Source organism: Streptomyces sp. NPDC019531, from assembly GCF_044903305.1.
GTDB lineage: Bacteria > Actinomycetota > Actinomycetes > Streptomycetales > Streptomycetaceae > Streptomyces.
In genome coordinates this window covers 16,229-28,893 of record NZ_JBJDQL010000069.1, presented here as the reverse complement: position 1 = coordinate 28,893, position 12,665 = coordinate 16,229, and the positions used below count along the sequence as shown (strand labels likewise).

At 67.6% G+C, this 12,665-nt stretch carries 11 protein-coding genes; 5 read left to right on the top strand and 6 right to left on the bottom strand.

Annotation, left to right across the window (positions count from 1 at the left end):
• Positions 1-189: 189 nt before the first annotated feature.
• The 4 genes from ACI2L1_RS42050 to ACI2L1_RS42035 form a co-directional block, all read right to left on the bottom strand.
• Positions 190-1,404 carry an O-antigen ligase family protein gene (locus tag ACI2L1_RS42050; RefSeq protein WP_404744752.1) on the bottom strand — a complete coding sequence of 405 codons (1,215 nt, stop codon included), beginning with the start codon at positions 1,402-1,404 and terminating at the stop codon, positions 190-192.
• A 250-nt stretch (positions 1,405-1,654) separates the two neighbouring features.
• Positions 1,655-1,795 (bottom strand): hypothetical protein, encoded by a 141-nt coding sequence (locus ACI2L1_RS42045; RefSeq protein ID WP_404744751.1) that lies wholly within the window; start codon positions 1,793-1,795, stop codon positions 1,655-1,657.
• Between the two features lie 318 nt (positions 1,796-2,113).
• Positions 2,114-2,587, bottom strand: coding sequence for a glycosyltransferase (locus ACI2L1_RS42040; RefSeq protein ID WP_404744750.1), 474 nt, complete (start codon positions 2,585-2,587; stop codon positions 2,114-2,116).
• Between the two features lie 272 nt (positions 2,588-2,859).
• A complete protein-coding gene (locus ACI2L1_RS42035; RefSeq protein ID WP_404744749.1) occupies positions 2,860-3,684 on the bottom strand; it encodes an FkbM family methyltransferase in 825 nt (274 codons plus the stop codon).
• A 735-nt stretch (positions 3,685-4,419) separates the two neighbouring features.
• Here ACI2L1_RS42035 and ACI2L1_RS42030 point away from each other — a divergent pair.
• From ACI2L1_RS42030 to ACI2L1_RS42010, 5 genes are all read left to right on the top strand, one after another.
• Positions 4,420-5,088, top strand: coding sequence for a PIG-L deacetylase family protein (locus ACI2L1_RS42030; protein ID WP_404744748.1), 669 nt, complete (start codon positions 4,420-4,422; stop codon positions 5,086-5,088).
• Positions 5,089-5,122: 34 nt separating this feature from the next.
• Positions 5,123-6,229 carry a glycosyltransferase gene (locus ACI2L1_RS42025; RefSeq protein ID WP_404744747.1) on the top strand — a complete coding sequence of 369 codons (1,107 nt, stop codon included), beginning with the start codon at positions 5,123-5,125 and terminating at the stop codon, positions 6,227-6,229.
• Between the two features lie 128 nt (positions 6,230-6,357).
• Complete coding sequence (locus tag ACI2L1_RS42020; protein ID WP_404744746.1) at positions 6,358-7,998, top strand: GNAT family N-acetyltransferase; 1,641 nt, start codon at positions 6,358-6,360, stop codon at positions 7,996-7,998.
• Positions 7,999-8,044: 46 nt separating this feature from the next.
• A complete protein-coding gene (locus tag ACI2L1_RS42015) occupies positions 8,045-8,743 on the top strand; it encodes a WbqC family protein (RefSeq protein ID WP_404744745.1) in 699 nt (232 codons plus the stop codon).
• Between the two features lie 263 nt (positions 8,744-9,006).
• A complete protein-coding gene (locus ACI2L1_RS42010) occupies positions 9,007-9,906 on the top strand; it encodes a glycosyltransferase family 4 protein (RefSeq protein ID WP_404744744.1) in 900 nt (299 codons plus the stop codon).
• Positions 9,907-9,979: 73 nt separating this feature from the next.
• Here the strand turns inward: ACI2L1_RS42010 and ACI2L1_RS42005 are convergent, their stop codons facing one another.
• Positions 9,980-10,726: an FkbM family methyltransferase gene (locus tag ACI2L1_RS42005; RefSeq protein ID WP_404744743.1), complete on the bottom strand. Its 747-nt coding sequence runs from the start codon at positions 10,724-10,726 to the stop codon at positions 9,980-9,982.
• 737 nt (positions 10,727-11,463) lie between these two features.
• Positions 11,464-12,549 carry a glycosyltransferase family 4 protein gene (locus ACI2L1_RS42000; RefSeq protein WP_404744742.1) on the bottom strand — a complete coding sequence of 362 codons (1,086 nt, stop codon included), beginning with the start codon at positions 12,547-12,549 and terminating at the stop codon, positions 11,464-11,466.
• Positions 12,550-12,665 lie beyond the last annotated feature (116 nt).

The window sequence follows — 12,665 nt, the reverse complement described above, 5'->3', positions numbered from 1 at the left end:
GAAATCCCCGCAACTACCTGGCCTTTCTCGGCCTCGCCGCCGCCCTGTGCTGCTACAAGCGACTCGTCCGCCTCACCACGTAGGACACGGTCTTAACCGACGCAGCCTGCGGTGGTTTGGAGCCTCCCCTGGCAGGCGACCCCGGAGGGCCTACCTCCATCTCTCGCACAGCACCGCTTCCGGAAGCTCCTACATCGACGCCTCCTTCAACGTTCGTGAGACACGACCAGCGAAAACGACGCCCTCAGATTCGGAACGACAACAGCCACCAACCGTCCGCGAGCGCATACTCCCGGTTCCGTCGAAGCCCTCACCCTGCGACGCAAGAGGTGAGACCCGTTGCGATGGCTGAGTAGCACCGCCGGTCGGGGCGAGTCCCATTCCTGCGTAGATGAAGAACAGGAGCGTCTGCATCGATCCGGCATACAGAGACATTTCCGCGACGGAGTGCGCGAGGAAATCAAGAGTGACCAACAAGGCGGCTTGGCGTCTGGAAACCAGGTGCCGGAGCAGCCCGCCAAAGAACATGACCAGCATCAGCACACCAGGAGCGCCCGCAAAGGTGAGCACGCCAATGAAAAGATTGTAGGGGTAGACCGGGTCGACGGCTTCCGAGGTGAGCGGCTGGAAGTGGCTCATGGACGCAACCTGCCCCCACCCGCTACCGAGCAAGGGGTGCTCCAAGCCGTTGTGGATGCCGTTGACGATGCTCTGCGTCCGGAGGTAGGTGCTGTATTCATTGAGACCGAACTCCTGAGTGACCCAGTCGACGGCCATCAGTCCCAGCGCAGCGAGCAGCAGCAAGATGACAATGACTTTGTACAGGGACAGCTTCTTCTGAGCCCAGATGACAAGCACGACGATGGTGGCGAACCATACGCTGCGGGTCTGCGTCAGGTAGATCCCGTACAGCAGCACCGCGCCGATGATCCACCGGCCCGCGAACCGCAGTTCTGCAGTCAAGAGGGGGCACAGCGCAGCCACCAGGAGCGCCCCCAGCTGCCCGGGGTCACCGACATCCAGCCCGATGAGCCGCGTCTGCCCCTGCCACACTCCGCCGACGACGTTGACCAAGGCATAACACAGGACGATGCCGTAGAGGAGACGCCGGTCCGCCCCACGCCGCGCCAGGATCAGGAACACCGCACCGTAGACGGTGATCCGGAGCAGTGGCGTGACTGAGGCGCCTGCGTGAGTTGTGGCCAGGAACGACCAGGCCAGGAACACCACAAGGAACAGGCCCACCAAGCCGGTGGGCGCAGCCTTCCCGGTGGGCCGCTGCGCAAGACTCCACAGCAGATAGGTGAGCAACAGCACATCGCTGATCAACAGCAGCCCTGCCACCGGGGCCTGAAGGCCGGCCATGCCGAGCCCATGCCCCAGCACGACTGCGCCGGCCAGCATGACCGCAGACGTACGAGAGCTGGGTAGTGGCGGTAGTACAGCGCGAGGGGTGAGTGCACGACGCGACCCGCGGGTACGTGTGGTCGGCTGTGCTCCATGAGCTGGCGTTCTCTGACTCGTCACCGGACCGAGTCTGGACGTGCGGCAGATGCTGACGCGTCCGGCACGCGGGGCAGGTACCACCGTCGGGTCACCGACCCGGACCTGGCGGATACGCCATCGGAGTGTACGAGTTGTCCCAGGCGGCTCGTCAGGTGCCCTTCTCATACTTCTGCGGTGCAAGGCTGAGCTCACCGACGGTCGAGTGTTTCTTCACATCCTTCGCCGGCAAACGGAGGACATCGAGTTCCTTGACGCCGAGAACGGCGGCAGCTTCGCGGCCTTCAGCCATCGCGGCCCCTGAAGTGTGTGCCGTCGTAGCGCACTCGGAGGCGCTCATCACAAGAAAGCGCACCTGCGCTCCCGCCAGGACAGCCGGGGTGTTGTACCCCCGCCCGCGAGCTCGATGTCGTCGAGGTGGGCCCCCACGTCGAACAGAGGGTTGCTGCAGGACATCACTTCTCCTCGGGGAACAGCGGTTGCCACAGCGACCGCGACCGCGACCGCGACAACCGGGCTGCGGCGGTGGAGCCTTGGAGGGTGAGACAGTGCAGTGTGAAGACGAGCGCTTCGAACTATGGCGCCGTATCGAGTGCCGCCGCCCGTTCTGTCAGCTCTGGCTGGAGGCCTCGTCGGGCAGGAATCGGACAGCAGCGGCGGCGAGCGCCGCCATCCAGTCGAGGTCGGCGTCCGGGGCGACGTAGCGTGCGCGCAGCCCGCCCATCATGTCGGCGCAGCCACCCACGTCGAAGGAGACGCAGGGCAGACCCAGCGCCAACGCTTCGATCAGGACACGCGGCAAGCCCACCTTGACGTGAGGGGACCAGCACGCGGTGTGCCTGCCGCATGACCCAGGCGATAATCTCGTTCGGCACCCGTCCGGCCAGCAGCAGAGGCTCGCGGCAAGCCGCGGTCGCAGTGGACCGTCGCCGGGACCGGGAGCTCCGCGTCCTCGAATTCCTCGCGAATCTTCGTCAGGACGTACGGCAGACGATCCGCGCCGCAGATCGGGTCGAGACTGTGCACATAGAGAAGCCGGTGCGGGGATGCGAGCCAGCGTCGGACGGGTCCCTGCGATGCCCATGCTGGCTCGACGGACGCCTGAGTGCGCCATGCTGGAATGTCATTCCCGGAGCACCCCGCTGCCCGCAGACCGGGCGATGACCGCGCCCTTGAAGAAGGCGATGGCCGGCGAATTCGGGGCGGCCGGTGGCAGGCACCATCATCCCGGTCTCCATCCTTGGCATAGGGCGTCGACGCATCGTGTGGGCATCGCACCGCCCCGATGGCGAGCGCCACACGGCCGATCACACGCAGGAGCCACCGGCGCATTGTGGTGCTGTGTCCCGGCGACTCTCACTTCCCCCGCTGCAAGGACCGACGGCCGTTCCGCTTGAGGCCTGTGGGCAGCGGACCTGCCGGGGTGGCCTGTACGACGACTCCGAGCCTGCGGATACACCGCGCCGCCTGCACATACATCGCTCGCGGCAGTACGGTCTTCGCCACCAAGATCAGCCGGACGACCACCGAGGCCAGCCAGATGGAGGGCGGTCGGTGGAGGCCGAGTCGATAGCGAAGTCTGCCGGACCCGGAGGGCGTGTGATCGCTCACCTTCGTGAGCCACTCCCTCACTGCCCGCGGACCGCCCGGGCTGCTCAGTGCATCACGGGTGACGAAGTGCCGACGCTGCTCGCGCAGACGCTTTTCCACCACTGTCTGCCGATGGGCCTGGCTCGGGATCTTCCGTACGTCGAAGTCCACGTAGATGCTGGTGATCCGGCTGATGGCACCGCTGTCGAGCAGGTCCTCGAGAACGTCGCACTCGCTGCCTTCGCAGTTGAGCTTCAGGTAGATCTCATCACCGGTGGATGTGTTCGCCAGCACCCAATCCGTGGCACGCACGAGGGAGATCGTCTCCTGCTCGGTGTCACCCCCCAGATTCACCTTGTCGGCGTAAACGCTGGCCCCTTGGAGGCCCGCCCCGAACAGGGTCGCCGACCCTGTCGTGCGGGAAAGGCCCGCCGGAACCACCCGGACTCGCTCGTCGCGGAATCCTCGCAGCACGCGCTGGCAGGAGTGTGAGGGTTCAAAAGAGCAAATCTTCTCGAATCCCCATCTTGGATCGAGAGCAACGTCCAGGGATTCACCGTAGTGCGCCCCGACGTCGAGAAAGATACGCATCGCGTTCACCTCTCTGTTCTTCTTGGACCAGCCACGTCTGGAACAACCTGCCGCGAATTTCACTCGGCTGGATGGAGACCGCAACGTTCATTCGCTCCCCAGGGATAACAAGCGGTGCGGGTTTTCTCCCGTCGACACGGCCCACGAAGTGAGGTTCCCCGCATCTCGGCGGAACTCAGATCCATGGATGCATGTCCGGTCAACGAACCAGCACCCCGGCGTCACCGTGCCTGGGAGAGGAACTACTCGCCCCTCTCAAGCAACGGCAATAGGGGTACGAGACAAAGAGTCGACCGCGTGGCACACGCTGACTGATCCGGCACACGGAGATCACCGTCGGTGTACGCCGTTGGGGTGCGTTGGCTCTCCGGGACGGCTCGTCGGTGCTGGCGCGCGTCCCTGGGCGTGCGACGCTGAGGCCGAGGCCGCGGTCTCCAGGGCGTGCCTTTTGGATCAGCCCGACTCCGAGACGCGGCGCCTGACTCTGCCGGTGAGCGGCGTTTTGGTGCGTGCAGTTTCAAGGCGGAGGTGGGAGTCGACGCGATGGGGGCCCTCCCCGTCGGGCGAAGTCGAAAGTGGGCGAGTCGGCGACCGACGACATCCGGGATGATCCGAAAACACACTCTCGGGCCTGACACCCTGGGCCACTAGCCGGCTCCGGGGTGATGCCGCATTGCCTCCGGCTGCCGTCCGCTTCCCGGGCCCACGCCAGGCGTTACCCGAAAGGAAGACGTGATGTTCTGCAGCAACCCGATGTTCGAGCGCAGCCTGTTTGTGGGGGCCCATCTCGACGACATCGAGCTGGCGGCGGGCGGCACCGCCGCGAAGCTGGTCAACGCGGGAGCGCAGGTGCGTTTCTTGGTGATGAGCACCTCGGAGTACACGAGCTACAACGGCAGTCACTTCCGCGACGCGGGTGTGGCGGTGGCCGAAGGCAGGGAGGCCGCGGCGACGCTCGGGGTGAAGGAGATCGACATCCTCAAGTTTCCGGCGAAGGACGTGGAGAACCACTCGACCGTCGTGGAGTCGATCAACGAGGTCGTCGACGACTTCCGCCCGACCATGGTCTTCACGCACTGGCCGTTCGACACCCACCGGTCCCACGCGAACACCGCACTGGCCACCATCGCGGCCAGCAGGTACTACAACTCCGTGGTGATGTACGAGCCCATCGCGCCCTCCGGTCGCAGCTACGTCGGTTTCCGCCCGCAGCTGTACATCAGCATCGACGACACCATCGAACAGAAACTGCAGGCCCTGCGGCAGCACAAGTCGGAATACGAGAAATACGGCGAGCAGTGGATCGAAGGCGTCGAGGCCCGATCGCGCTACCGCGGCTACGAGATGCGCGCCCGTCACGGCGAGGCGTTCGAGGTGTCGCGTCTGGAAGGCACGCTGGCATGAGGGGCCTGAAAAACGGGGTCGGGCCCCGCCGGTGATGACCACGACGCGTATCTGCGAGGTAATCAAGACTCTTGACGTCGGTGGCGCCGAGGTACTGCTCGTCGAGCGCCTCCGCCGGGAGCGGCGGGCCGGGCTGGAGTACACCGTGGTCTTCATGCAGGCGGCGACCGACGAGTTGTACGATGCGCTCCGGTCGGCCGGGGTCAGGGTCGTCGACCTGCGCGGCTGCCCGCGGTGGCTCCGCTATGCCAGGCTCATCGGTGTGGTCAGGCGCCTGGCACCCGATGTGATCAATGTGCACTCGCCGTCTCCCGCGACGGCGTTGCGTCCCTTCGTCCGCCTCATGCGGCCCCGGCCCCTGCTGATCTCGACGGTCCACCAGGAGTACTACGGCTCGCTGGCCATGCTGCTGAACCGTCCCACCCGGTGTCTCGATGACCTGGTGGTGGCGGTCTCTCCACAGGTCGCCAGATCACGAAGTGTGAAAGGTTCCCGCCGCGTCCGCACGCGTGTCCACGGCATCGACGTCGGCAAGCAGCGCCACTGGGCCGAGCATGCGGACCAGGTACGGCAGGAGTTCGAGATTCCCCTGGACGCATTCGTCCTCACGTGCGTGGCCAATCTGAGACCGATCAAGAACCATCAACTGCTGATCGACGCGGCATCACGGGTACTCGCCCACCGTCCTGACGCGCTCTTCGTACTCGCCGGGGACGGTCCGCTGCGAGGTCAGGTCCTGGCCGAGATCGACCGGCGGGGGCTGCGCGACCGGGTCCGCTTCCTGGGCAGGGTGCCGCAGGCCAATCGCCTTGTGGCGGCCTCGGACGTGCTGGTCCTGGCCTCACACAGCGAGGGACTGCCGGTCGTGGTCATGGAGGCGCTCGCGGCCGGCGTACCGGTGGTGTCCACCGCGGTCGGCGGTATCCCCGAACTGATCGACGACAACCACAACGGGATCCTCACCAGACCGGGCTCGCCGGACGCCCTCGCGGAAGGCGTCCTTCGGGCCATGCAGCCCGAGGTCCATCGGGTCCTCGCCGCCGGGGCCCGCGCCGACGCCGCCAAGGTGGACGTGTCGGAAACCGCCGACTGGTTCGACGAGCTCTACGCCACCATGACGGCCGAGGCACGCCACGGCTGACCAACTCGCCCGGGACGCGGGATACGCCGTCCGCGTGGACCGGTCTCGGTGGACGGCCCGTCGGCGCGAGCCACCCCGTCACACCGTGCCAGCCTGGCGGGCGAATCACCACTACCGGGAGGAATCGGATGCACGGTGCCGTGGAGACGATCCCGAGCGGTCCGCACTGCTTCGAGCTGTGCCGCCTGGCGGACCTGCCGGACGACTCGCTCGGCGCGCTCGTCGAACTGGAACAACTCGTCCACCGGGAGAGCGCCCACTACGACGACCACCCCTGGGATCTCGAGAACTTCACCCGTCACCTGCCCGGCAAACGGGAACTGAGCCTGGTCGCCATGGAGTCGGGCAAGCCGGTCGGCTTCCTGGTCGCCTCCAGCCGCCCGGACGGTGTTCACGTCAACCGCGTGGCCGTCGATCCGCGCCATCGCGGCACGGGTGTCGCCTCCTGGCTCCTCGCCCGCTTGCTCGCCCGGTCGTCCGGGGTGGTCACGATCAACTGCGACCCCGGCAACCGGCCGGCCATCGCCCTGTACACCCGGGCGGGCTTCCGCGTCAGGGGGACCACACCGGCCGGAAAACTGCTGCTCTCGACCGACCCGCTGATTCCCGTCGAGAAGCTGTGCGTGTGGTACGTCTTCAACACAGCTGGCATGCGCAGCGGCCACGCCGCTCACGTCCCGGGCCTCATCGACGCCCTGTCACATACATGCCGAGCGACCGGCGTACGATACGGCGACCCTGCCGACCTGCCGCCCCTGCGACTGAGCCTCGACTGGGTGCGTGCCTTCCTCCGCCTCGTGGCACGGGCGCGGCGGGATAAAGTCGATGTCGTTTTCGTCCGCATCCACTGGAAATTGGCGGCGCTGTTGTGGCTGGCCGGGCGGATGGGGGGCGGATGGCGCGTCGCGCTGTGGTCGTCGGGCGGCGTCGGCGTCCTTGCGGGAACCCGCCTCGGCCTTCGCGCGCGCGCCGGACGGCTCGTCCACCGCCAAGTACTGCGCCGGATGGTCGACGCGGTCGTCACCGGTCCGCCACGCCTGATTGACCAGTACGCCGGGCGTTACGGTCTCGACCGGGACCGGATGCTGCTCGCCTGCAACGACGTGAACGGCGAAGCGCTGCGCACCACCCTCGCCGACGAGCCCGAGACGGCCTGGGAGCCGGTCGTCCAGCGGTGGCTCAAGTCCCCCCACCGGTTCCTCTACGTGCACAGCCTCGACGCCATCCGCGGCGCGGACCGGCTGCCGCGGCTGCTGGCGGAGATCCGCAAGGACCTGCCCGACGCCGAACTCCTCGTCCTGGGAGATGGTCCGCTGGTCACACAGCTCGCTCTCGAAGCTGTACTGATGGCGGGCCGCGTGCCGAACGAAGTCGTCGTCCGAGTGATGGCACAAGCGGGCTGTCTTCTCGTGCCATCACGCCAGGAGGGCTTTCCGCGGGTCCTTGTCGAGGCGATGGCGGTCGGCGTCCCCTGTGTGTCGTTCGACGTCGGCGGCTGCGCGGACGTCATGGGCGAGCTGCGGGAGCGGTACGTGGCTCCCGACGGCGACCTAAGACGGATGGCCGAGCTGGCCGTCACGGCCGCACGAGCTCCGCTCCCCGAAGCAGCACGAACCGAACTCGTCCATCGCGCCGCGGTTTTCGACACCGAACCCGTGGCCTCGGCCCTCGCCGTGACGCTCCGTTCGCTGCGGGCCCAGGGCGCCGGTCCGGCCACCTGGCTGTCGCGATCGCTGTGGCGGCCGGCGTTCCCCGGGAGGAATACCTGATGTTCAGCGGCAATCCCCAGTGCGGGCGCGGCCCGGATGTGCTCACATGAGGGTGACGATTCACCAGCCGGAACACCTGCCGTGGCTGGGGCTCCTGGCCAAGGTCGCGGCCTCGGACCTGTGGATCGTGCTCGACTCGGTGCCGTACCGGAAGAACTATTTTCAGAACCGCAACCGAGTGCTCCTGAACGGGGAGCAGACGTGGCTCACCGTCCCGGTCGACGCGCCATTCGGCACACTGATCCGCGATGTCAGGGTCGCGGACACACCGCACTGGCTGCGGCGCTACCGCGGGCGTCTCGTCCAGGCAGTGGCCGGCACCCCCGGTGCCGGCCGGCTCGAGGAGTTGCTGGCGTTGATCGACGCGGCAGCACCCGGCACCCTGCTGGCCAACCTCAACCTGGACATCATGGACTGGCTGTTCCCTCAGTTCGAGGTCAAGGGCACACGGGTTCGCGCGAGTGAACTCGCGGCCACCGGGAGCAAGAGCGAACTCATCCTCGACCTGTGCAGCGCGGTGGGCGCCGACGAGTACATCGCGGGGCCTTCCGGACGCGACTACCTGAACCTGGCCGCCTTCGCCGAACACGGAATCCGGGTCCGCTTCTTCGACTTCGAGCATCCCACGTACGCCCAGGGCGGCGACTCCTTCGTCCCCTGCCTCTCCGCGGTCGACGCCTGGTCGCGGCTCGCCCAGGCCGAGCTCCCGCCGCTGCTGTCCCGCTACCAGCTCAGCGCCCTGTGATGACCACGCCGCCCTCCTCTGCCGTCCGCGCACCCGTGCCCTACGTCACCGTCGTGACGTTCTCCGGGCACCAGCAGCCCGAGGTAAGGGATTCTCCCAACCTCCGCACGTGGGGTGCGCTTGCCGATCGGCTCGGTCATGCCTGCTGTGTCTGGTCGGGTCCGCGTCTGGTTTTCCGTCGGGGACCCCTGCGGGTGGTACAGCGGCCGCGCCGCCCCGGTCCGCACTCCCTGCTCTGGGCAGCTGGTTCAGTGCGGATCGGAGTGGGTCTCGCACGCGCGGCCGCTCGCAGGGGCGAGACGGTCCTCCTCAACGGCGGCGAGCCATGGGGCTGGCTGTCCGCCTCGATCGTTTCGCTGATCGTGCGTCGTCCGTGGCTGATGGAGATTCACGGCGACTATCTGCATCTGCCGGTGGCCTCCCTCGGCCGGTGGCGCCGCGCGGTACTGCGGCGGGCCGTGGTCTTCTTCGCCCGCAGGGCCGACGGCCGCAGAGTCGTCGCCGGGTCGATGCTCGATGCCCTGGACCGGCGCGGCATCCCCTCGGTCCTGGTACCGCCGAGGCTACTCCCGGTGTGGGAACAAAGGATTGAGCGAGACCGGCCGCCGCTGTCCGACACCCGCGCCCCCCGGTTGCTGACGGTGGGCCGACTCGTGGCGTCGAAGGGCTACGACCTACTGCTGGAGGCGCTCGCCGAACTGGTCCGCGCGCATCCGGCGCTGCGGTTGCGCGTGGTGGGCGACGGACCGCTGCGGGGCCAGCTCGCCGAGCAAGCGGTACGGCTGGGGCTGTCGGGTCATGTCGAGTTCCTTGGAGCGCGTGACGTCGACGAGATCCGCGCCGAGCTCGCCCGCGCCGATCTTTTCGTCATCTCCTCCCGAGACGAGGGGCTGCCGAGAACCCTGCTCGAAGCCGCTAGCGCCGAGGTACCGCTCGTAGCCACATCAGTGGGCGGTATCCCGGCGGCCTGCGCGGACTGGGACGGCGTCCGCCTGGTGCGGCCCGACTCCGCCGCGATCGCGTCCGGTGTCCGACAGACCCTTCAGTCTCCTCCCAGCACGGAACAACTGGCCTCGGTGCGGAGCCGGGTTCTCGCGGAGTACGGCTTCGACATGAACATCGACGCGCTGGCCGTCCTGTTCCGGAGCGCCTGCGCGCAGTGACCGCACGGGTCCTGGATGCGCACGGCGAAGGCGGGTGACCACGGCACGATGGTCACCCGCCAACAGATCCTGATCAGCCGGCGGCAGCCCTGGCACGCTGCCTCGACTGCGCGCCGAGGCGTTGGGCCGCCAGTGCGTAGACAGGGCGCGGAAGGGCGGCCCTCGCCGCCGTTCTCGCCCAGACATAGAGGGGACGGTGCAAACCCAGCCGGTAGCGCAGCGTGCCGGAGCCGGCGTGGGCCGGTGTCACCGCCGAGAGCCACTCCCGTACGGCCGCGCTGCCGCCGGGAGCGGTGAGCGACTCAGGGGTGACGAATCGTTGGCCCTGTTGCCGCAAACGCTCCTCCACGATCTCCTGCCGGTGAGCCTGACTCGGGATCTTCCGCACGTCGAAGTCCACATAGATGCTGTGGAACCGGTGGATCACACCGCTGTCCAGCAGGTCCTCCAGCACATCGCACTCACTGCCTTCGCAGTTGAGCTTCAGATAGATCTCGTCGTCTTCCGACGTATTGGCCAGCAGCCAGTCCGTGGCCCTCACCAGGTCGACGGTCTCCGCCTCCACGTGTGCGTCGAACTGCCGCTTGTCGGCGTACACGCTCCCGCCCAGCAGGCCCGTCCCGTAAAGGGTCGTCCGTCCCGTCCTGTTGGACAGTCCCACGGGCAAGACACGCACTCTGGTATCGCGGAAGCCACGCAGGATGCGACGGCAGGGTCTGGCCGGTTCGAAGCAGAAGACCTTGTCGAACCCCCACCGGGGATCCAGGGCGACATCGAGCGTCTCGCCGTAATGACCGCCAACATCGAGGAAGATACGCATGCTTGCCGCCTTCTGGCTCGTACGCCGTCATGGGTCGGAATTCGGATGGAACACGTTCGGGCGACTGGTTCCACGGTCGCCCGGCGGAGAGCGATTGCGGTGGCTCCACCAACTGGTTGCGAGCCGGGTCGTGGACCGCCATGTCGTAGCCGTGGTCATCGAGCCACCGCTGCACCTCCCGGACCGAGGAACCGAAGCGGTTGAGGAACTTCTCGACGAGTTCCGGAATCCACACCGCCGGTTCACCCCGGGCGATCAGTTCTGAAGCGCCACTGAGTGCGAGGTGCTCCGTGCCCTCGGCATCAAGCTTTCCCCTGGCGTAGGCCCGCTCGGGGAGGACGTCGTCGAGCCGGCCGAGCCTGACCTGCAGGCGATCTCCCGAAGTGTCGGCATTCGGCTGGACGCACGAGCCGGATCCCTTGACGAGGAAGCGCACCTGGCACCGCCGTCGATGAAGCCATCTCCCGGGCGGAGACAGCGCTTCATGAACGTCATCTCCTCATAGTCCGGAAGCCCGCCGAGGTAGATGAAGCGACCCGGCTGCGTACTGTCCCGGTAGGCGCGCAACGACATGCCGTCGTACACGGACAGATCAAGCGGTCGCCGGACCACGCGCTTCCATGCCTGCCACCCCGCCATGGAAGCGAGGAACCGCCCTCGACGCCCCCGGTTGGCCGGGTACTCCCAGGCCATCTGCACCATGCCATGAATTGTCGTCGGCAATCCTCTGCTCCTGTTCAGCGCGAATCAGGTAGGGGAATACCGCTGCCGCGGCCCACCCGGTACCAGTTCTCGACACGCTCTGCGACCAGCGCCCAGTCCAGCGCGGAGGCTGCCCGTACTCCGAGCGCGCTCATCTTGTTCCGGCCCGGTTCGTCGTCCAGCACGCTGCCCAGCACCCGTACCGCGTCGGCCGTCGACCCTGACCGGAAGATCCGGTAGGCCTCGCGGTCGGTGACCACGGGTTCGAGCGAGGCCTCCGACGACACCACCACCGGGGTACCCAGAGCGAGTGCCTCCAGCGCGGCCGTCGGTACGCCCTCTCCCTTGCCGGTGAGCCGACGCGAGGCGAGTACGAAGACCTCGGCGCGGCGCACGAGCCGGTAGACGTCCGACCGCGAGAGCGGACCGGACAGTTCCGCCCCCGGTCCGGCCGCCGCCAAGCGGGCCAGCCGGTCCCGCTCCGGCCCGTCGCCGGCGATGACCAGGCGCAGCGTCGGCCGGCTGCGGGCCAGTTCATGGAACGCCTCGATGAGGAGACCGTGGTTCTTCACCGGATCCAGGGCGCCGACACTGACGATCAGTCCCGGCTCACGAGGCGGGGGGCCGGTCGGCGACGGCATCGCGGACAACTCCAGGCCACTCGACATGGTGAGAACGCGCCGCTCGTCAGCCCCTCGTGCGACGAGATCCGCCGCCGTGGCCGATCCGAGGGCGATGAAGGCCGTCACATGTTTGAAGGCGTGCCGGGCCAGGCGGCGGTGACGTTGTGTCAGGGCCCCGTGGACGGTCAGGAACAGTGGGATGCCGAGACGTCGGCACGCGATGCCGAGCAGGCAGGCCTCAAGATGGTCGCCGTGCAGATGCACCAGGTCCACGCCGGGCGAAACCGGACCGGCGCACAGACGCCGGACGGCGGCTGCGACCTCCGCCGCGAACGCCAGCCGGTCGGACACGGGTGCCAGCGCCCGGGACAGCGCGGTGGCACGCAGCGGCAGCCGCGTGGCCCCCTGCGGGACCACTGAGCCCCGGCGGAACGCCATGGTCACCTGATGCCCGCGCGCGACTTGCTCACGCGTCAGGCACTCGACGTGGCGTTCCATTCCACCCGGCATGGGAGGAACCCGGTAACTCACCCGGACAATGCGCATGGCAGTATCGCTCCACCCCATGGCCGACTCGAATACCTAGGTCGACGAAGCATCGCCTCCCATTCCGC